This is a genomic window from Reyranella massiliensis 521 (assembly GCF_000312425.1).
Lineage (GTDB): Bacteria > Pseudomonadota > Alphaproteobacteria > Reyranellales > Reyranellaceae > Reyranella > Reyranella massiliensis.
Map to the genome: position 1 here is coordinate 1,995,188 of NZ_HE997181.1, position 20,661 is coordinate 2,015,848.

The following is a 20,661-nucleotide window of genomic DNA, read 5'->3' on the forward strand; positions in this document are numbered from 1 at the left end:
GTTTCCCTCCGTTGAATGCGGTGCGGGAGTGTCGGCCAACAGCCGGCCGTTTGTCCACGCCGACTGCCCCTAGGGCTTCCGCGCAACGATATGGAAGATATGCCAGTGCTTGGCGTTGCCACGCGGCGTGACGCCGTCGGCTTCTTCCTCCTCGAACATCTCGAGCTGAAGCCCATCGAGATGGGCGAGGGCTTCCTCGCGGCTGAGAAAGGTAATGCCGGGCCGCCCAACCCAACTGTCGCGCGGCCCGTACCACTGGCCGGAGAAACGCCCACCAGAGGGCAGGGCTTCGCGAATGCGTGCCCAGGTACGGAAGAAGTCTTCCGGTTCGCAGAGAGGCATCGCGAAGCTCGAATTCACCAGATGAACACCGAGGGGAATGGGCACGTCTTGCAGGCGGGCGTTGATCGGCGTCACGTCGCTGCCTTCCGGCAACGGTCGTGCCTGCAACTGGCGCAGCGCTTCGGGTTCCGAATCGACGGCTATGACGCGCCAGCCGCGACGCAGCATCTCGATCACGTCACGGCCGTCGCCGCAGCCGAGATCGATGACGAGTGCGTCAGTCGGTGGCGTGCCGAACGCATCGAGCGCAGCGAGCAATGTGCGACGCGGCGGACGATCGCGAAGCTGCTGATAGTAAGCGGACCAGTTTTTTGACCGCAGGCTTTCCGTCATGCGCGTTCTCTGAGTCTCTAAAGCTTGTCGGGTGGCGCTACGTGTGATCGTATCGCACTTCAATAGGAATGAAGTAACGAGCCGGGAGGGAATCATGAAGGGGTTGGGACGCCTTGCGCTTGCTTTTGCACTGTTTCTGGCACCTGTAACGGCGCGAGCGGACATCAAAGCTCTCGCTGAAGCAGCCAAGAAAGAGGGCGAACTCACCTGGTACATCGCCCATTATACATCCGAAGGGGCGGAAGATCTGGGGCGGGGCTTCACCGAAATGTACGGTGTGAAGGTCAATGTCGTCCGCACGACGGCGCAGGTCGCCTATCAGCGTCTCCTTCAGGACATCAAGAACAACCAGACGATCTGCGACGTGTTCTCATCGACCGATCTCGGCCACTATGCACGGCTGAAGGCGGAAGGCCGCCTCGACAAGTACATCCCCGAGACGACGCCGAAGATCTCGCCGACTTTCCAGAATTTCGATCCGGACGGCTACTACCACCCGACCGCGGCCGGACTGGTGGTGCTGACCTACAACACTTCCAAGGTGAAGCCGGAGGATGCCCCAAAGAAGTGGGAGGACCTGCTCGACATCAAGTGGAAGGGCAAGGTCTCGACCGGCCATCCGGGTTTCTCCGGCTATGTCGGAACCTGGGTCCTGTCGATGAAGAAGCTCTATGGCTGGCAGTATTTCGAGAAGCTGGAGAAGAACAAGCCGCAGATCGGGCGCTCGATCAACGATACGGTCACGGCGTTGAATGCCGGCGAGCGGCAGGTGGCAGCAGGTGCCGACGGCTCGACCTTGTTCAGTGCAGCGCGCGGCAATCCGCTGGCCGTGTCTTATCCCAGCGACGGCGCCGTGCTGATTATCGCGCCTTCGGCCATCATGAAGGGCACGAAGAACCCCAACGCGGCGAAGCTCTTCATGGAATATCTCTATTCAATCGAAGCTTCGAAGATCAACGCCAAGCACTTCGGCATCCCGCTGCGCCCCGAAGTGGCATCCCCTCGGGGTGCCAAGCCGATCAGCGAGATCAAGGTGATCCGTCCGACGGTTGCCGAGGTAGACAAGGGCATTCCGGAGGTGATCGAACAGTGGCGCGATACGTTCGGTAACTGACGAGAGAGCGGCAACCGACGTGACAGTGACTGTTTCTACTCTCGATGCCGCGCCGGCGCGCCCAGGGCGCGCCGGTTCCTTCGATTCAACCTGGTTGCTGTGGATCGCGATTATCGCGGTCCTGCTGTTCCTGGTGGTGAGTCCGTTCATCTACCTGGTGATCACCAGTTTTCAGACGGAGCGGACGGGCGAATTCACCTTTGCCAACTACGCGACGGCTTACGGGCGCGCGCGCTATATCGATGCGCTGCTGAATTCGCTGAAGCTTGGCGTAGTATCAGCCCTTCTGGCCGGCGTATTCGCCGTGCCATTGGCCTGGGCGGTCGCGCGTACCAACATGCCCGGCCGCGGGTTCACGCGCATGCTGGTATTGGCGACCTTCATCACGCCGCCCTACACCGGCGCGGTCGCCTGGATTTTGCTGGCGGGTCCCAACGCCGGCTGGCTGAACCGCTTCTACATGCTGGCGACGGGTGCCGAGGCTGGTCCGTTCAACATCTACAGCTTCACGGGCCTTGCCGTCGTCATCGCGCTCTATTCCTTCCCCTATATCTTCATCTTCACGACGGCGGCCCTGGAGCTCGTCTCGTCGGAGATGGAGGACGCCGCCAACATCCTGGGCGCGGGCCCATGGCGGACGATGTGGCGGGTGACCTTGCCGTTGGCGCTGCCGGCAATCCTGGGCGGCGTGATCATCTGTTTCCTGGAGGCGATCGCGCTGTTCGGTTCTCCGGCCATGATCGCCATTCCGGCGCGCTTCAATGTCGTGACGACACAGCTCTTCCAGTTCTTCGGCAACCCGGTGCGGGTCGAAGTGGCGGCGGCCTATGCCATGCCGTTGCTGGGTATCACGGTGCTGTTGGTGCTGGTGCAGCGTCTGATCACCCGCCGCAAGGGTTTCGTCGCACTGACGGGTAAGGGAGGCGAACGGCGTCCCATCCTGCTCGGCCGCTGGCGCTGGGCCGTGTTTGGCTATGCGATGTTCGTCGCGGCACTGGCGGTATTCCTGCCGTACATCTTCCTGATCCAGTCGGCCTTTGCGAAAGCCTGGGGACGTGGCTTTTCCCTGGACAACATATCGCTGCAGAATTTCCGCTTCATCCTGTTCGAGCATGCGACAGCGATGGAATCGGTGCTGAACAGCTTTCTCTACGGAGCGGCCAGTGCGACGGTGGCTGTCTTCCTGACCCTGGGTGTGGCTTACATCGTCGCTCGCAAGCTCGTACCGTTCGGTGGCGTCCTGGGTTTCCTCTGCGTGGCGCCCTTCGTAATCCCGGGCGTGGTGCTAGCCATCGGTTTCTATGCCGCCTACGCGCCGCCGCCGCTGGCGCTTTACGGCACCGCGCTGATCCTGATCCTGGCCTTTACCACGCGTTTCCTGCCAGTGGGGTACGTCAACGCCAGTGCGGCGATCCGCAGCCTCAACCCGGAGATGGAGGAGGCCGTCCGCGTCCTTGGCGGCAGCCGTCTGACGGCGCTGCGCCGCGTCGTGGCGCCGCTCCTGAAACGCAACCTGCTGGGGGCCTGGCTGCTGATCTTCATTCCGGCGACGCGCGAGTTGTCGGCCGCTATCTTCCTTTACGGGCCCAACACGAAAGTGGCGTCGGTCATGATCTTCGACATGAGCGAGGAGGGCAATTTCGAGCGTCTCGCCGCATTGGCGTTGATCCTGCAGGTGCTTACCCTGCCGTTGCTGTGGGTCGGGCAGAAGGCGCTCGGCCGTGATTTCATGCTGAGGCGTAACGCGACATGAGCAAGCTGGTCCTGAAGAACGTCGCCAAACGCTACGGCAGTTTCGACGCCGTTGCCGATTTTTCCCTCGAACTGGTGAAAGGCGAGTTCGTCTCGCTGCTGGGCCCCTCGGGCTGCGGCAAGACCACGACGCTGCGCATGATCGCGGGTTTCATGCCACCGTCGGGCGGCACGATCGAGATGGACGGCAAGCAGATATCCTCTGCATCCGGCGTCGTGCCGCCGGAACATCGCCGCATGTCGATGATTTTCCAGAGCTATGCTATCTGGCCGAACATGACGGTGGGCGAGAATGTCGGCTTCGGCCTGCAGGTCCGCAAGCTGCCACGGTCGGAGATAGACCGCCGCGTCGACAAGATCCTGGACGTGGTCCAGATGCGCAATCTCAAGGGCCGCTATCCTGCAGAGTTGTCGGGCGGCCAGCAGCAGCGTGTGGCGCTGGCCCGCGCCATCGTCGTCGAGCCGGAAGTGCTGCTGCTCGACGAACCGCTCAGCAACCTCGACGCCAACCTGCGCGAGGAAATGCGCTTCGAGATTCGCCGCCTGCACGACGAGTTCAAGATCACGACGGTCTATGTGACGCACGACCAGTCCGAGGCCATGGTGACGTCGGACCGGATCGTGGTCATGAACAAGGGCAAGATCGAGCAGATCGACGCGCCCCATACGCTGTATGGCCGGCCGAAGAGCCGGTTCGTCGCAGGCTTCATCGGCCGCACGAACTTCCTCGAAGGGGCTCACCAGGGGAACGAGGTCCGGTTCGACGGTTTCACAGCCAAGGCCGGCGCCCTGGAAGGGGTGAATGGCGGCGGCGCGTTGCTCTATTCCCTGCGACCGCAGGCCATCGGGCTGGCCACCGCCCAGCCCTCCGGGCAGGCTCTGGCCGTCGAGGCGGAGATCGCCAGCCGTTCCTATCTCGGCGAGTACTGGGACTATCAGGTGCGTCCCCTGGCAGGGTCCAAGCAGATCCGCGTCTCGACCGCCCCGAGCCAGGTGTTCGAGGTCGGCAGCCGGGTCTGGCTGGAGATCGATCCCGCCGCCATGGTACGGGTCGAGTAATTGGCAACGCAGAGTGAGAGCATGACCGCAGGACCGCTTTCCCGCTTCACCGTCCTCGACCTGACGCGCGTGCGCGCCGGGCCGACCGCCGTGCGCTACCTGGCCGACTGGGGCGCCAACTGCATCAAGATCGAGATGCCGCCATCGGCCGGCGAGATGGACATGGGCGGGCCGCGCCACGGACCCGATTTCCAGAACCTGCATCGCAACAAGCGATCGGTGACGCTCAACCTCAAGGAACCCGACGGAAAGGCCATCTTCATGAAGATGGTCGAGAAGGCCGACGTCGTGGTCGAGAACTATCGGGCCGACGTGAAGTTCCGCCTGGGCATCGACCACGAGAGCCTGAAGAAGGTGAACCCGCGGATCATCCTGGGATCGATCTCGGGTTTCGGCCAGGACGGCCCCTATGCGGAGCGTGCTGGCTTCGACCAGATCGCCCAGGGCATGGGCGGCTTGATGTGGGTCACCGGCATGCCGGAGCAGGGTCCGGTCCGTGCCGGCATCGCCGTCGCCGACGTGGGCGCAGGCCTGCACTGCGCCATCGGCATCCTGATCGCTCTGCTGGAGCGCGAGACGTCGGGCCAGGGCCAGTGGATTTCGACCTCGCTGCTGCAGGCGATGATCTCGATGTGCGACTTCCAGGCTGCGCGCTGGACCATCGCCAAGGACGTGCCGGGCCAGGCCGGCAATAACCACCCGACTTCGATCCCGACCGGCGTCTTCAAGACCAAGGACGGCTACATCAACATCGCGGCCTCCGGCGGCCACATCTACAAGCGCTTCTGCGAGTGCATCGCCGCGCCGGAGCTGATGACCGACGAGCGGTTCAGCACCGACAAGGGACGCGCGAAGAATCGCGATGCCCTGAACGCGGAGATCGACAAGCGCGTTGCGACCTACGGCAGTGCCGAGTTGGTCGAGAAGCTCAACAAGGCGGGCGTGCCCGCCGGCCCGATCTACAAGATGGACGAGATGTTCGCCGATCCACAGGTCAAGCACCTGAAGATGGCGCATCCTGTGAAGTCTCCGAAGCTCGGCGACATCGAGCTGATCGGCCAGGCGATCAACATGAGCCGCACGCCGTTCGAAATGAAGTCGGCGACGCCGGAGCAGGGCGAGCATACCGACGCCATCCTGAAGGAGTTCGGCTACGACGCGGCGGCCATCGCCGATTTCCGCAAACGCGGCGTTGTCTAGAAGGAGGCGACCATGACGGTGCTGACACAGGAACAAAGAGATGCGTTCTGGCGTGACGGCTACCTCATGGTCGAGGAGGCTGTGACACCGGCCCAACTCGCCGCCCTCAAGGGCGAGATCGCGAGCTGGGTGGAAGAGAGCCGGGTGCACACCGCGCCGTTCGGTCCGCCGACGGTAGATGGCCGGGCCCGTTTCGACATGGGCGCCGAGCACAGCGCGGAGAAGCCAGCGTTGCGGCGTATCAACAATCCTTCGGACATTTCCGACGCCTATCGCGAGGTCATGCTCGACGCCCGCATGGTCGACATGGTCGCCGACCTGATCGGACCGGACGTCAAGTTCCACCACTGCAAGATCAACCTCAAGCTCTCCGGCGCCAAGACCGAGGTGAACTATCATCAGGACTTCGCCTACACGCCGCACACCAACGACGACATCGTGACGGCGCTGCTGTTCCTCGACGATATCGACGAGAGCAACGGCTGCCTGACCGTCGTGCCTGGCTCGCACAAGGGGCCGGTGCTCTCGCTGTTCGAGGGCGAGCGCTTCACGGGGGCCGTCGCGGCCGACGAGGAGAAGAAGGCCCTGGCGCAGTCGCTGCCCTGCGTCGGCAAGGCGGGTGCCGTCTGCCTGATGCACACACGGCTGCTGCACGGCTCGGCTGCCAACGGGGCGGACAAGTCGCGCGGCCTCTACATCTGCGTCTATACGGCCGCCGACGCGGTGCCGATCGCGCGCAACCCGATGCCGAGCCTGAACGAGGGCCGCATCGTGCGCGGCAAGGAGGCGCGGTTCGCTCGCCTGAAGGAAGGACTCGTCGAGCTGCCGAAGCAACCGAAGACCGCTTCCTTCTTCACCGTGCTGGGCCAGGACTCAAAGCAGGCGGCCGAGTGAACGATCCGTTTCCGGCCGTTGCCGAAGCGACGGCGACGGGAGAAGTCGCCGACCTCTTTGCCGATATCCGCAGCACCGTAGGCGTCAGGGTCGTCAACCTCGTCTGGCGCCATCTCGCGACCATGGACGGCGCACTGCCTTGGGCCTGGACGGCGGTAAAGCCGCTTTATCTGCAAGGAATGGCCGATACCGCGGCGGTTCGCTTCAGGCAAAAGATGCAGCTCCCGCGGCTGGGCTCGCTCGCGGGCGACGAGCCGGCCAGCGTCGACGCCGTGCTGGCGAGCTACGACCATTCCAACACCATAAATCTCTTCGCACTAGCGGCGCTCGCGGTGTGGCTGCGCGGCGAAGCCGCCGCCACAGGTACGGCGGAGCCGGGGCCGCGATTGGTTGCTCCCGATGTCACCTTGCCCAAGCTCGCCGTGCAGGATGACGTCGCCCCCGAGACCTGGGCGCGCGTGCTGCGCCTGAACAAGTTCGGAGACCGCTCGCAGCCATTGATCCTTGCCAGTATGTACAGGCATCTCGCCCACGCACCGTCCTTTCTGGAGCGGATCGAAGGGGCGCTGGCACCCGTTCAGGCCGACGGCTCGCTCGATCGCTCCATCGCGGCGAACCAGGCAACGGCGCGAGCGGGAGCCTCGGTCCTGGCCCGGGCGGTCGTGGCGGAGCGGCCACGTCTGGCTACGGATATCGAGAAGAGCGTGCAGGCTTTCGTCGATCACGCCATTGGCAAGATGGTGACGATCTGCCGGTCTATTCGGGTGGCGCGCGGCTCGTTGCCCTAGGTCACTCCGCAGCCTTGGCGATACCGCGTCGTCGCGCCAGCCAGTCCTGCATGGCGGCCTCCATGGTCATGAAGACGGCGCCGCCTTCGATCAGACGCTGGATGAGGCGCTCCAGCATCATCATGCGATGGCCGCGGCCGATGACATGCGGGTGGAAGGTGTAGGTCAGGATCCCGTAGTCGCAGACCCGCGTCATGTAGGTGAAATCGTCGACGAAGTTCTCGAGTACGGCCGTCGCGTTCATAAGGCCCTGCTGAACGGAGCCATTGGGCAGGCGCATATATTCAAAGGCGGGATAGTCGTCGAGCGACCAGCTGATCGGCATCTCGACCAGCGCGGTCTCGTGGCCGCGCACCAGCGGCTTCATCAGCTCGGCAACGTCGCCCTGCCGGGCATAGTAGCATTCGTAGTCGTTGCCCATCAGCGAGCTGTCGTACTGGATGCCGTGCTTCAGCAGCAGATCGATGGAGTGAGGGGAGAGATCCCAGGCCGGGGAGCGATAGCCGCGCGCCGTCCGTCCGCTGATGCGCTTGATCGATTCGTTGCCGCGAACGATCTCCTCTTCCTCTTCGTCGCGCGAAAGGTTGACCGGCAGGCGATGCGTCCAGCCGTGATGGGCAAGCTCGTGTCCGGCTTCCACATAGGGCGTGACGGCCCCCGGCGTGCTGTCGATCGTATGGCCGGGCGTGAAGAAGGTCGCCTTGATTCCGTAGCGCTCCAGCAGGGCGATCAGGCGCGGAATGACCACGATGTCGTACTCGCCGCGTGAAATCGCCGTGGGGGAAGTCATGCCGCGGGCGATCAGGCCGGAGACATGGTCATGGTCGAAGGTAAGACAGACGATGTGACGTGGCATGGACCGAACTCCCGGCAGGTTGCGTCCGCTCTACGGAATCTGCATGATGCCTACAACTATAAGCGAACAAGAGGTCTGAGTTTAGGGAGGGTTCATGGTGGGGACGTCCGCCCAGCGCATGGCTGCGCATGAGGGCGATAGCCAGCTTGTGGTCGAAGCGGTGTCGAAGCGATTCGGCGGCGTCACTGCTGTGCAAGACGTTTCCCTCGACGTGCCCCGTGGCGGTATCCTTTCCATCATCGGTCCCAACGGCGCCGGCAAGACATCGCTCCTGAACATGATTTCGGGCTTCTACAAGCCCGACACAGGCCGGGTCGTGCTGGAAGGCCGGGATATCACGCAGAAGAAGCCGAGCGATATTGCGGCACTGGGCATCGCCCGCACGTTCCAGAACATCGCGCTCTTCAGCGGTCTCACCGTCCTCGACAATCTGATGCTTGGCCGGCACGTGCGCATGAAGGCCGGTGTGCTGTCGAGCGTCATCTACTGGGGGATGGCGCAGAAGGAGGACATCGCCCATCGCGAAGCGATCGAGGAGATCATCGAGTTTCTGAAGCTCCAGGATCTGCGCAAACAGCCCACGGCAGCGCTGGCCTACGGGCTGCGCAAGCGGGTCGAACTCGGACGGGCATTGGCGCTCGAACCCAAGGTGTTGCTCCTCGACGAGCCTATGGGGGGGATGAACCAGGACGAGAAGGAGGACATGGCGCGCTACGTCCTCGACGTGAATCAGGAACGCGGCGTCACGGTCGTCCTGATCGAGCACGACATGGGCGTTGTCATGGATATCTCCGATCGCGTCGTTGTGCTCGACCGGGGGCGGCGCATCGCGGCCGGCACACCGGAAGAAGTGCAGCGCGACCCCAAGGTGATCGAAGCCTATCTCGGGACGGGCAAGGGCGGAGGGCGGGTATGAGCGTGGTCGACGCTGTCGAAACCTCGACATTGCCCAAGCTGTTGCAACGCAATGCAACGGAAGATCCCAAAGGGCCGGGCATGCGCGAGAAAACGCGCGGCGTCTGGCAGACGTACAGCTGGGCGGCCTATCGCGACAATGTCCGCGATTTTGCCCTCGGCCTGGCGGCGATGGGTTTCCGGAGAGGCGACAAGCTTTCGGTCGTCGGCGACAACCGCCCGCAGCTTTACTTTGCGCAACTCGCCGCGCAGGCGCTGGGCGGCGTGTCGGTGCCGGTCTATCAGGACTCGATCGCTTCGGAACTGGTCTATGTCCTGAACCATGCGGAGACATCGGTAATCGTCGCTGAAGACCAGGAGCAAGTCGACAAGGCGTTGTCGCTCAAAGACAAGCTGCCTCGACTGCGCTGGATCGTGTTCGACGATCCGCGCGGCCTTTCCTTCTACGACGATCCGATCCTGCGCTCGTTCGAAAGCGTGCTGGAGGAGGGGCGCTCCTTCGCAAGTTCGAACCCTCAGTTCTACGAGACCGAACTCGCCAAGGGTTCCGCCGACGATACGGCGATGATCGCCTACACGTCGGGCACGACCGGCAACCCCAAGGGGGTGATGCTCAGTCATCGCAACATGATCGCCACGGCGGAAGCCTTCATCGAAGTAAACGACGTCAAGCAGGGTGACAACTGGCTCTCGTACCTGCCGATGGCCTGGGTCGGTGACGCGGCCTTCACACTGGGTATGGCGTTGATGGCGCGACTGATTGCCAACTGCCCTGAGAATCCCGAGACGGTGCAGCGAGACCTGCGTGAACTGGGGCCCGACACGATGCTGGCGCCGCCGCGCATCTGGGAGAACATGCTCACCACGATGCAGGTCAAGGCGGGCGACGCGACGCCACTCAAGCGATGGGTCTTCGAGTTGTTCCGTGGACTGGCCGAACGCTGCGAGCTGAAGCGCTCCGACGGCGAGGCGCTGTCGATTGCGGATCGGCTGGGGCTCGCGGTCGGCGAGGTCATGGTCTACGGGCCCGTGCGCGACCAGCTCGGACTGCGCAATGCGCGCTGGTGCTACACCGGCGGCGCTCCGCTCGGCCCCGATACCTATCGCTTCTTCCGTTCGTTCGGCATCAACCTGAAGCAGGTCTACGGCGCCACCGAGGCGTCGGCGATGATCTCCTGCCAATCGGACGCAGAAGCCAATCCCAACACCGTCGGACGACCGATCCCGCGCATCGAGGTCAAGATCGACGACCGCGGCGAGGTCATGCTGAGAGGGCCGAATGTCTTCCAGGGCTACTTCAAGCAGGACGACGTGACGCGCGAGACGATGACATCCGACGGCTGGCTCAAGACCGGCGACGCGGGCTTCTTCGACAAACAGGGCCATCTGGTCATCATCGACCGTGCCAAGGATGTCGGAAAGCTGAACGACGGCTCGGCCTTCGCGCCGCAATTCATCGAGAACAAGCTGAAGTTCAGTCCGTTCATCCGCGAGGCCGTGGCGTTCGGCGATCAGCGACCCTACGTGGCGGCGATGATCGCCATCGACATGCAGACGGTAGGAACCTGGGCCGAAAAGCGCGGTCTTGCCTATACGAGCTACATGGACCTCAGCCGCAAGCCGGAAGTTGCGGCTCTGATCGGCGAGGAGATCGCCAAGGCCAACGCCACCTTGCCGGATATGCAGCAGGTCAAACGCTATCTGCTGCTCAACAAGGAACTCGACGCCGACGACGCGGAGATGACCCGAACGCGGAAGGTCAGGCGACGGTTCGTTGCCGAAAAGTACGCCAATGTCGTCGACGCCTTCTACGGCGGCAAAGGCGAAGTCGACGTGACCATGGAGATCACGTTCGAGGACGGTCGCCGGTCGACGCTCGTTTCGACCATCGCCCTCCACGACGCAGGCGCTGCGCGGCCCGGACAACGCGCGGCTTGAGGGAGCAGGGGATGTCCGAGGATCTCGAATTCGCTCTCGCTCTGGTCCTGAACGGCGCATCGATCGGATTGATGTATTCCCTGATCGCGCTTGGATTCGTGCTGGTCTACAAGGCGACCGACGCCATCAACTTCGCTCAGGGCGAGTTTGTGATGCTGGCGGGGCTGATCGTGGCTGTGGTGCTGGGTTTTGAAGGTGCGCCGCTTGTTGCCGCCATTGTCATCGTCGTGGCCGTCATGATCGGCTTCGGCTTCGGTCTGGAGCGTGTCGTGCTGCGGCCGTTACTTGGCCGCCCGGTGGTGGCCGTGATCATGGCGACGATCGGTCTGGCCGCCATGTTGCGTGGCCTGGGGCCGGTGATCTTCGGCAGCGAGACCAGGGCGGTGTCGTTGCCGATCGGCGACGAACCGATCGTGCTGGGGCCGGCCAGCCTGCCGCCGATCCAGGTCCTGGGCGCGGTGGTCGCCATCCTGCTCTTCCTGGCATTCAGCTGGTTCTTCAAGAAGAGCCGCATGGGCGTGGCGATGCGCGCCGTCGCCGACAACCAGCAGGTGGCCCAGGCCATGGGCATCAATGTCGAGCGCTACTTTGCGCTTGCCTGGGCGATGGCGGGGGTGGTGTCGGCGTTGGGCGGCGTGGTGTGGGGCAGCATGCTGGGCGTCGACGTCCATCTGGCGCTGGTCGGCCTCAAGGTGTTCCCGGTGGTGATCCTGGGCGGCCTCGATTCGATCGGTGGGGCGCTGGTCGGCGGGCTGATCATCGGCATCGTCGAAAGTCTCGCGGCGGGCTACCTCGACCCCTATGTCGGCGGCGGCACCAAGGACTTCGCGCCTTATGTGCTCATGATTCTGGTCCTCATGATCAGGCCCTACGGCATCTTCGGCAAACGCAAGATCGAGCGCGTGTAGGCGTCCATGTTCCATCGCGAATCCGGGATCTTCAAGACGACCTACGCGGCCGATGCGGCGCTCTATCCATTGCCCATCGCCAAATGGACGGTGGCGGCGCTGGCGCTGATCTTCGTCGTGCTCGTCCCGCTCACCGTCCACGAATACTATCTGTCGATCCTGAACCTGATCTTCATCGCCATTGTCGGCGCGCTTGGGCTCAACATTCTCGTGGGCTACACCGGCCAGATATCGATCGGGCATGCCGCCTTCATGTCGGTCGGCGCCTATACCGCGGCCAATCTCGCCGTGAAACTCAACTTGCCGTTCTGGATCACATTGCCGGCCGGCGGTCTCATGGCGGCAGCAATCGGCGTGATCGTCGGCATGCCCAGCCTGCGCATCAAGGGACTTTACCTCGCTATCGCCACCCTGGCGGGCCAGCTCATCATCGAGTGGACGATCAATCGCGTGCCGGCGATTTCGGGCGGTGCGCAGGCATCCATCGAGGTTGATCGGCCGAGCCTGTTCGGGTTCAGCTTCAACACCCAGGGCAGCCTTTACTTCTTCCTGCTGTTCTTCGCCGTGCTGGCAATCGTTGCGACCCTGAATCTGGCCCGCAGCCGCATCGGCCGAGCATTTGTCGCCGTGCGCGACCAGGACATCGCGGCCGAGATCATTGGCATCAACATCTACCGCTATAAGCTGCTCGCCTTCGCGATCTCGTCCTTTTACGCCGGTGTCTGCGGCGTGCTCTACACCTACTATTTCGGCATCGCGAACTACGAGCAGTTCCAGCTCATCGTCTCGATTGACTACCTGGCCATGATCATCATCGGCGGGCTGGGATCGGTACTGGGCTCAATCTTCGGCGCCGTCTTCGTGACCCTGCTGCCCATCGTGATCCGCCTCTTCATGGAGGACGTGGGCTCGCTGTTCTTCACCACGGCGGAAATGGCCAATGTCGTCTCAGGCCTCCGGCTGGGTGTGTTCGGCGGACTGATCATCTTCTTTCTGATCGTCGAGCCGGAGGGGCTCAACAGGCTTTGGCGCAATATCCGGAGCTATTTCCGGGTCTGGCCCTTCTCGTACTAGAGGGGCGCAATAGCGAAGGGAGGAACCCATGACGAGGTTCGTAAGGAGTTGGCTTGGGGTCGCGGCGACCACCGCAACCCTTGTGTTCGGCGGAGGGCAGGCCTTCGCGCAGAAGGAACTCGTGTTCGGCCTCCAGTGCGACCGCACCGGACCGACAGCGACGGTCGGCGTCAACCTGTGTCCGGGCTATCACGACTATATCGGCCTGGTGAACAGCAAGGGCGGGGTCGAGGGCTTCAAGATCAAGGTTCTCGAGATCGACAACGAGTACAAGGTGCCGCCGGCAATGGAAGCTCATGAGCGCTTCAAGAAGGAAGGGGCCGTCCTCGAAGGCCTGTACGGGACACCGCAAACGGCGGCGCTGAACAAGAAGCTGGAGGAAGACAAGATCCTCGGCACCTCGCCGGGCTTCGGGACGGCCTCGGCGGCCGACGGCAAGCGCTTCCCCTATACATTCCCGATTGCCGCCAGCTACTGGTCACAGGCTGGCGCCGCCGTCGCCTTCGCCAAGGAGCGGCTGGGTGGTAGTCTCAAGGGCAAGAAGATCGCTTACCTGTTCTATGACAATCCTGCAGGCAAGGAGCCGCTGCCGATCCTCGAGGATCTGGCCAAGGCGGAAGGTTTCGAGATGAGGACCTTCGCGGTCCCGGCGCCGGGCGTTGAGATGGGCGCCCAGATCCTCGATATCACCGGCCGGTTCAAGCCCGACTTCGTGATCACCCACTTGTTCGGCCGCGCGCCGTCGGTCTCGATCAAGGAGTTGAAGGGCAAGGGCTTTCCGCTCAGCAAGGTGGTGGCCTTCGTGTGGGGCAGTGCCGAAGCCGACATCGCCGCTGCGGGCGGCATGGGGGCAGCCGAAGGCTACAACACCATCCAGTTTGCGGGCGTCGGCAAGGACTTCCCGGTGCTGAAGGATATCGAGGCCATGTACAAGGCGCAGGGCAAGGCCTCGCCAAAGGAAATGGACTCGACCGTTTACTACAATCGCGGCGTCTTGATCGCGGCCTTGCATGTCGAAGCCGTGCGCAATGCCATCAAGGCCAAGAACGGCGCGGCGCCCACATCCGAAGAAGTCAAGAACGGCATGGAAGCGATCAAGGGCTTCACGTTGGGCGGGCTGGTGCCGCCGATGGAGATCACGCCGGCCGACCATGAAGGCGGAGGCTGGGTCCAGATATGGACGGTGAAGGGCGGTAAGCTCACGAAGACCAAGGACTGGTTCCAGGGCTATCGCTCTGTGATTCAGAAGCATCTCGACGCCGAAGCGAAGAAGTCCTGAGCGAACCGATGGGCGGGTGGCGAGCAATCGCCACCCGACAGGCCATGCTGGCTATCAACAATATCGAAGTCGTCTACGATCGTGTCATCCTCGTCCTCAAGGGCGTGTCGATCGACGTGCGCGAGGGCGCCATTACGACGTTGCTCGGGGCCAACGGGGCCGGCAAGACGACAACTTTGAAGGCGATCTCGGGCGTCCTGCGCGGCGAGCGTGGCGAGGTCACCAAAGGAACAATCCAGCTTGGCGAGCATCGCATCGACGGCATGCGGGCTCACGATGTCACGCGGCTGGGCCTCGTCCAGGTCTTCGAGGGACGACGCGTGTTCGAGCATTTGACGACCGAGGAGAACCTGATCGCCGGCGGTCACGTCCAGAAGGAAGGCGCGGTGGTGAGGCAGGGGATCGACCTTGTCTATTCCTACTTCCCACGGCTGAAGGAGCGCCGACACCAGCAGTCGGGGTACCTCTCCGGAGGCGAGCAGCAGATGCTGGCGATCGGCCGCGCGCTGATGAGCAAACCCAAGGTCGTGCTGCTCGACGAGCCGTCGCTCGGCCTGGCACCCATGCTGGTCGAAGAGATCTTCGGAATCGTCGACAAGCTCGTGAGACAGGAGAGGCTTTCCGTCCTGCTGGTCGAACAGAATGCCACGATGGCGCTGGGCGTGGCCGACCATGGCTATGTCATGGAAAACGGCCGCATCGTGCTCGAAGGACCAGCCGACAAGCTGCGCGACAATTCCGACATCAAGGAATTCTACCTGGGCCTGAACGAAGGCGGCACGCGAAAGTCTTACCGCGACACCAAGCATTACAAGAGGCGCAAGCGCTGGCTATCCTAGGCGTCTGATGCGCCACGCTGTTCCGCTTCTCGCCTGCTTCGCCCTGGTGTCCGCTCTCCCGGCTACGGCACAGACCCGTCTCGCGCAGCAATGCGTGGCGTTTGGCGAAGGCCAATACCGCAAGCTCGATCCCTCGATCGAACGTATCACCGCCCAGGAGGTGCCGCCGCCGACTCTGGAGAGGATCGGCGCCAATGCGGGGACGCAGGCTGTTGCTGCCGTGCTCACCTTTCGCGGACGGCTGACCTATCGCGACCGCAGCCCCCTCGAAACCCAGTTCGTCTGCATGCTGGATGTTGCCGAGAAGCCGTTGTTCTTCTACGCCCTGCCGGTCCAGACCACCCGTGCCGCGCCGACCCCCTTCGGACGAGGCCCGGGCGCGTCGGCGTCGCAGTCGGTCATGGCCTTGACCCCGCAACCCGCCCAGCAAGCGCCGGCCCGCCAGCCGTCCGTGCCGCTGGCGGCTCCCGAGGCTCGGCGTCCGCCGCTGCCCGCCGGCGCGATCCGGCTGCGCGGTCTTGTCCGGGACATCGGCGGCAAGCTGCAATTCTCGCCCTGCGACGGGGCACCGCTGGCTCTCGAAGATCGCACGCCCGGCCAGGAGCTGAGCCGGGCGTTGCGCGAGCTGACGGCGGGCCAGGAAGGGCGGCCCATGTTCGTAGAATTATACGGTGGGCGCGAGAGCGGACCCGGGGCAGGCGTCGGCGCCCTCGAGGTCCGACGGGCTGCCGTCGAAACGGCAGGCTGTCGCGAGCGTTTCGATCAGCGTGAGTGGATCGGATTGGGCAATGAGCCATCGTGGCGGCTGGAAATCACCTCCCGGGACATGCTCCTGAACGTTCTCGGCGGCGCCCTGCCGCAACGGGCGCCGCATGCCGGTCTCTCGCGGCAGGGCGGTTCGATTTCCTACGCCGCCACCGAAGGCCCGGACTTTTCGGTGACACTCGACGAGCGGCGCTGCGTCGATTCGATGTCCGGCGCGCTCTTCGCCTATTCTGTCGAGGTACATAGCGAAGGGCGGACCTATATCGGCTGTGCCGCCCACAACCCCGCAATGCCGGCGCCCTGACGCCGCAAGGAGGCCTGATGAACGACGTGGAGCAGTTGCGGGAGATCGTCGGGGCTGCCAAGCGGATCGTGGCCTTTACGGGAGCCGGCATCTCGACCGAGTCGGGCATTCCGGATTTTCGCTCTCCGGGCGGCATCTGGACGCGGTACAAGCCCATCTACTTCGATGATTTCATGGCGTCGGACGAAATGCGCCGCGAATCCTGGCGGCGGAAGTTCGCTACCGACGAAACCATGCTCAATGCCGAGCCGAACGCCGGCCATCGCGCCCTGGCGAAGCTGGTGGAGCTGGGGCGTATGAGCGCCATCATCACCCAGAATGTCGACGGGCTGCATCAGCGCTCCGGCGTTCCCGATGCGAAGGTGATCGAGCTGCACGGCAATGCCACCTATGCAAGCTGCCTCGACTGCGGCCATCGCCATGAGCTCGCCCCAATCCGCACGGCATTCTTGGAGAAGGGCGAATTACCGCTTTGTGAGAAGTGCGAAGGCATCGTGAAGACGGCGACCATCTCGTTCGGCCAGGCGATGCCGGAGATTCCGATGATACGCGCGCAGGAGGAGACGCTCGCCTGCGACTTGCTCATCGTGCTCGGCAGCTCGCTGGTCGTTTACCCCGCCGCTGGTTTTCCGCGAATGGCCAAACGCAACGGTGCCCGTTTCGTCATCCTCAATCGCGATCCGACGGACCAGGACGACGATGCCGATCTGGTGATCCACAACGAGATCGGCCCGACTCTCAGCAAAGCGATCGGCGTGAACTGAGTGGTCATCGTTGCAGGTCTTCTCGGGACACGGTTTAATCGAACCCGTCATGGAGGCCTGACAATGCTGATCAATCGCAGGGCCGCGCTGTTGGGCAGCCTGGGGGCTGCCGCATTCGGCACGGCACCTGTCCGCGCGCAGGACATCACTTTCTTCCGCATTGGCACGGGCGCCACGGCTGGCACCTACTTCCCCATCGGTGGCCTGATCGCAAATGCGATCTCCAACCCGCCGGGCTCGCGCTCCTGCGCCGACGGTGGTTCCTGCGGCGTTCCCGGGCTGGTGGCGACCGCGGTTGCATCGAACGGTTCAGTGGCGAACGCCAGCGGTATTGTCGCCGGCACGATGCAGTCGGGATTCGTCCAGTCGGACGTCGGCTACTGGGCCTTCACCGGCACGGGCATCTACGAGGGACGTCCCAAGGCCGACACGCTGCGAGCCATTGCAAGCCTCTATCCCGAGAGCTTTCATCTCGTCGCGAGCAAGAGCTCGGGCATCAAGTCGGTGAAGGATCTCAAGGGCAAACGCCTGTCACTCGACGAGCCGGGTTCGGGCACGCTGGTCGATGCCCGGTTGATCCTCGGCGCTTATGGGCTGACAGAGAAGGACCTCAAGGCCGAGTACCTGAAAACCCAGCAGGCGGCGGACAAGCTGAAGGACGGTGCGCTGGATGCCTTCTTCAGCGTAAGCGGTTGGCCCTACGGCGCGATCTCCGAGCTCGCGGCGACCACGCCCATCAATCTGGTACCGATCGACGGTCCCGAGGCAGAGGTGTTGGTGAAGAAATACAGCTTCTTCGGGACGGAGGAGATCCCTGACGGTGCTTACAAGAATGTAGCGGGTGTAAAGACTGTGAGCGTGAACGCCATCTGGACAACGTCAACGAAACAGACCGATGCACTGATCTACGCGGTCACGGCGGCACTGTGGGAGCCCAGCACGCGAAAACTGCTCGACTCGGGCCATGCCAAGGGCAAATCGATCAAGCTCGACACGGCGCTCCAGGGCATCGGCATCCCCCTGCATCCGGGCGCCGAGAAATATTACAAGGAAAAGGGCCTGATCAAGTAAGGCCGCCGATCCGGGGGAATAAACGCATATGCGCTTGAAAGGGAAGACCTGCATCGTGACGGCCGCCGGACAGGGAATCGGCGCCGCCACGGCCCGCGCCTTTGCCCGAGAAGGCGCGAAGGTCTGGGCGACGGATGTCGACGCCGCAAAGCTCAAGACGCTCGAAGGCTTGGACGGCGTGACCACATACAGGCTCGATGTCCTCGACAAGGCCGCCATCGGCCACCTGGCCGGCCAGACCGGAGCGGTCGACGTGCTGTTCAACTGCGCAGGGTTCGTCCATCACGGCACGGTCCTCGACGCGACCGACGATCAGTGGCAGTTCGCTTTCGATCTGAACGTCCGCAGCATGTTCTGGACGATCCAAGCCTTCCTGCCGGGTATGCTGGACGAGGGCGGCGGCTCGATCATCAACATGTCTTCCGCTGCCTCTTCGGTGAAAGGGGCGGCGCTGCGCTGCATCTACGGCACGACCAAGGCTGCCGTCATCGGGCTCACCAAGTCGGTAGCCGTGGACTATGTCGCCAAGGGTGTTCGCTGCAACGCGATCTGTCCTGGCACCGTTCAGACACCGTCACTCGACGAACGTATCTCGGCCTTGGGCGGCGGTGCGGATGCGAAGCAGTTCTTCCTGCAGCGCCAGCCGGCCGGGCGCTTTGGCTCGGCCGAGGAGATAGCTGCCTTGGCCACCTATCTCGCCAGCGACGAAGCTGCCTTCACGACGGGGACCGTCAACGTGATCGACGGCGGCTGGAGCGTCTGACCGTGGATATTGCGGCCATCGCCGCCCGGGCGCCGGTTATCCCGGTTCTGACCATCGATCGAGTGGAAACGGCCGTTCCATTGGCACGGGCGCTGGTGAAGGGCGGGTTGCCTGTCCTCGAAATCACCCTTCGTACCGAAACTGCCTTGCAGGCACTGGAGCTCATCGGGCGTGAAGTGCCCGACGCGGTGGTCGGCGCAGGCACAGTGCTCAATGCAAGGCAGGTCGAACAGGTGCAAAAGGCGGGGGCTCGCTTCGGTGTCAGCCCTGGCTGCACGCAGGAGCTCGCGGCGGCCGTCAGGGCGGCGAGGCTGCCGTTCCTGCCGGGTGTGCAGACGGTCTCTGAGGCAATGAGGTTGGCTGATCTAGGCTTCAACCTCCTGAAATTCTTTCCGGCGGACACTGCAGGCGGCGTCGGTTGGCTGAAGGCGGCGTCGGCGCCGCTGGCCGGGCTGCGGTTCTGCCCCACCGGCGGGATCGGAGCGGAAACGGCGCCAACCTATCTCGCGCTTGCGAACGTCGCTTGCGTAGGGGGCTCCTGGGTTGCCCCTAAGGATGCTGTTGCAGGTGGCGACTGGGGCAGGGTCGAGCGACTGGCTGCCGCGGCCTCGAATCTCAAACGCCCCTAGCGCGCGAACTCGAAAGGTGCTTCAAGTCAAGCATCTAGTGGTGCGGGCATCTCCAATGAATAAACTGTCGTTCGCGGCGTTGGCGCTTTCGCTTGTGATGGCAGGCGGCGCAGCGTGGGCAGATTCCGTGCTGATCCTCAATTCCGAGGAAGCCTCCTACAGTATCCTGAGCCGCAGTACGCGCACCGAAATTGCGCGCCTCCCGGTCGGCCGCGAGCCACACCATCTGATCATCACGCCGGACGGCAAGGAGGTGCTGATCGGCTCGACTGCGACCAACGAGCTGCTGGGCCTCGACATCAAGACCGGCGAGCGCAAGCGCATCGTCAAGGACATCATCGATCCCTATCACCTGGGTTTCAGCCCTGACGGCAAGTGGTTCGTCACCGCGGCCTACAGGCTCGACCACGTCGACATCTTCCATGCCGACGGCTTCCGCCTGGCTGGCCGCATCTTCATCGATGGTCTGCCGAGCCATATGGCGTTCGATGCCGAGTCCAAGACCGTCTTCGTGACCTTGCAGCAAAGTGGCCGTCTCGCGGCGTTCGACCTCGAGACCCAGTCGCTGAAGTGGAACATGCCTGTCGGAAACACGCCGGCCGGCGTCGTCATGCTGCCGGACAACAAGCGGCTTCTGGTTGCCCTGACAGGCGAGGACGGCATCGCCGTCGTCGATCCGAAGGACGGTGCGGTGCAGGGCCATCTCCAGACCGGCAAAGGTGCGCACAATTTCTGGCCCAGGGGCGACGGCAAGCAGTACTTTGTCAGCAATCGCGTCGAGGGCACGGTGTCGCTGATCGACACGACCGGCGAAATGCGCGTCGTCGGGAACATCCGCATCCCGGGCGGTCCGGACTGCATGGACATCACGCCGGACGGTAAGGAACTCTGGGTCACACAGCGCTTCCTGCGCCGCGTGGCGATCGTCGATATCGAGCAGCTCAAGGTCGTTGCCAGCATTCACGTCGGCAAATCACCCCATGGCGTGTTCATGCTGCAGGGTACGGCACTGTTGACGGACAAGCCGGTGCGCGCTGCCTCGACGGCGAGCGACCGGAAATAGCGGCCCGCGCC

At 63.5% G+C, this 20,661-nt stretch carries 20 protein-coding genes; 18 read left to right on the plus strand and 2 right to left on the minus strand.

What is annotated here, in order from left to right; translation table 11 throughout:
- Window positions 1-69 precede the first annotated feature (69 nt).
- A complete protein-coding gene (locus tag BN60_RS09825) occupies window positions 70-675 on the minus strand; it encodes a class I SAM-dependent methyltransferase (RefSeq protein WP_020695867.1) in 606 nt (201 codons plus the stop codon).
- Window positions 676-769: 94 nt separating this feature from the next.
- Between BN60_RS09825 and BN60_RS09830 the strand changes: the two genes are divergently transcribed.
- Genes BN60_RS09830 through BN60_RS09855 form a run of 6 tightly spaced genes read left to right on the plus strand, consistent with a single transcriptional unit; the run spans window position 770 to window position 7,482 of the window.
- Entirely contained in the window at window positions 770-1,789 is a 1,020-nt protein-coding gene (locus BN60_RS09830; protein ID WP_020695868.1) for an ABC transporter substrate-binding protein, read from the plus strand.
- A 19-nt stretch (window positions 1,790-1,808) separates the two neighbouring features.
- Window positions 1,809-3,542, plus strand: coding sequence for an ABC transporter permease (locus BN60_RS09835; RefSeq protein WP_020695869.1), 1,734 nt, complete (start codon window positions 1,809-1,811; stop codon window positions 3,540-3,542).
- Window positions 3,539-4,600: an ABC transporter ATP-binding protein gene (locus BN60_RS09840; RefSeq protein WP_020695870.1), complete on the plus strand. Its 1,062-nt coding sequence runs from the start codon at window positions 3,539-3,541 to the stop codon at window positions 4,598-4,600. The genes BN60_RS09835 and BN60_RS09840 overlap by 4 nt, the downstream gene beginning before the upstream one ends.
- 21 nt (window positions 4,601-4,621) lie before the next feature.
- On the plus strand, window positions 4,622-5,800 hold the full coding sequence (locus tag BN60_RS09845; protein WP_020695871.1) for a CaiB/BaiF CoA transferase family protein: 1,179 nt from the start codon (window positions 4,622-4,624) through the stop codon (window positions 5,798-5,800).
- 12 nt (window positions 5,801-5,812) lie between these two features.
- Window positions 5,813-6,694, plus strand: coding sequence for a phytanoyl-CoA dioxygenase family protein (locus BN60_RS09850; protein ID WP_020695872.1), 882 nt, complete (start codon window positions 5,813-5,815; stop codon window positions 6,692-6,694).
- On the plus strand, window positions 6,691-7,482 hold the full coding sequence (locus BN60_RS09855; RefSeq protein ID WP_020695873.1) for a hypothetical protein: 792 nt from the start codon (window positions 6,691-6,693) through the stop codon (window positions 7,480-7,482). The genes BN60_RS09850 and BN60_RS09855 overlap by 4 nt, the downstream gene beginning before the upstream one ends.
- A 1-nt stretch (window position 7,483) precedes the next feature.
- On the opposite strand, the gene BN60_RS09860 is transcribed toward BN60_RS09855, so the two are convergent.
- Entirely contained in the window at window positions 7,484-8,338 is an 855-nt protein-coding gene (locus tag BN60_RS09860) for a polysaccharide deacetylase family protein (protein WP_020695874.1), read from the minus strand.
- A gap of 94 nt (window positions 8,339-8,432) precedes the next feature.
- Here BN60_RS09860 and BN60_RS09865 point away from each other — a divergent pair, with 94 nt between their 5' ends.
- The 12 genes from BN60_RS09865 to BN60_RS09920 all read left to right on the plus strand — a co-directional run bounded on the left by BN60_RS09865 (window position 8,433) and on the right by BN60_RS09920 (window position 20,650).
- On the plus strand, window positions 8,433-9,254 hold the full coding sequence (locus tag BN60_RS09865) for an ABC transporter ATP-binding protein (protein WP_215905898.1): 822 nt from the start codon (window positions 8,433-8,435) through the stop codon (window positions 9,252-9,254).
- Window positions 9,251-11,191 (plus strand): AMP-binding protein, encoded by a 1,941-nt coding sequence (locus tag BN60_RS09870; RefSeq protein WP_020695876.1) that lies wholly within the window; start codon window positions 9,251-9,253, stop codon window positions 11,189-11,191. The genes BN60_RS09865 and BN60_RS09870 overlap by 4 nt, the downstream gene beginning before the upstream one ends.
- Window positions 11,192-11,202: 11 nt before the next feature.
- Window positions 11,203-12,099 (plus strand): branched-chain amino acid ABC transporter permease, encoded by an 897-nt coding sequence (locus BN60_RS09875; RefSeq protein WP_020695877.1) that lies wholly within the window; start codon window positions 11,203-11,205, stop codon window positions 12,097-12,099.
- A gap of 6 nt (window positions 12,100-12,105) precedes the next feature.
- Complete coding sequence (locus BN60_RS09880) at window positions 12,106-13,173, plus strand: branched-chain amino acid ABC transporter permease (RefSeq protein WP_020695878.1); 1,068 nt, start codon at window positions 12,106-12,108, stop codon at window positions 13,171-13,173.
- A gap of 28 nt (window positions 13,174-13,201) precedes the next feature.
- Window positions 13,202-14,452, plus strand: coding sequence for an ABC transporter substrate-binding protein (locus tag BN60_RS09885; RefSeq protein ID WP_083856045.1), 1,251 nt, complete (start codon window positions 13,202-13,204; stop codon window positions 14,450-14,452).
- 44 nt (window positions 14,453-14,496) lie between these two features.
- Window positions 14,497-15,291: an ABC transporter ATP-binding protein gene (locus tag BN60_RS09890; protein ID WP_020695880.1), complete on the plus strand. Its 795-nt coding sequence runs from the start codon at window positions 14,497-14,499 to the stop codon at window positions 15,289-15,291.
- Window positions 15,292-15,298: 7 nt separating this feature from the next.
- Window positions 15,299-16,360: a hypothetical protein gene (locus tag BN60_RS09895; RefSeq protein WP_020695881.1), complete on the plus strand. Its 1,062-nt coding sequence runs from the start codon at window positions 15,299-15,301 to the stop codon at window positions 16,358-16,360.
- Between the two features lie 17 nt (window positions 16,361-16,377).
- A complete protein-coding gene (locus BN60_RS09900; RefSeq protein WP_020695882.1) occupies window positions 16,378-17,124 on the plus strand; it encodes an SIR2 family NAD-dependent protein deacylase in 747 nt (248 codons plus the stop codon).
- Between the two features lie 63 nt (window positions 17,125-17,187).
- Window positions 17,188-18,195: a TAXI family TRAP transporter solute-binding subunit gene (locus BN60_RS09905; protein WP_020695883.1), complete on the plus strand. Its 1,008-nt coding sequence runs from the start codon at window positions 17,188-17,190 to the stop codon at window positions 18,193-18,195.
- A 28-nt stretch (window positions 18,196-18,223) separates the two neighbouring features.
- On the plus strand, window positions 18,224-18,958 hold the full coding sequence (locus BN60_RS09910; protein ID WP_020695884.1) for an SDR family oxidoreductase: 735 nt from the start codon (window positions 18,224-18,226) through the stop codon (window positions 18,956-18,958).
- Between the two features lie 2 nt (window positions 18,959-18,960).
- Complete coding sequence (gene eda, locus BN60_RS09915; protein ID WP_020695885.1) at window positions 18,961-19,587, plus strand: bifunctional 4-hydroxy-2-oxoglutarate aldolase/2-dehydro-3-deoxy-phosphogluconate aldolase; 627 nt, start codon at window positions 18,961-18,963, stop codon at window positions 19,585-19,587.
- Window positions 19,588-19,642: 55 nt separating this feature from the next.
- On the plus strand, window positions 19,643-20,650 hold the full coding sequence (locus tag BN60_RS09920; protein ID WP_020695886.1) for a YncE family protein: 1,008 nt from the start codon (window positions 19,643-19,645) through the stop codon (window positions 20,648-20,650).
- Window positions 20,651-20,661: the final 11 nt, after the last annotated feature.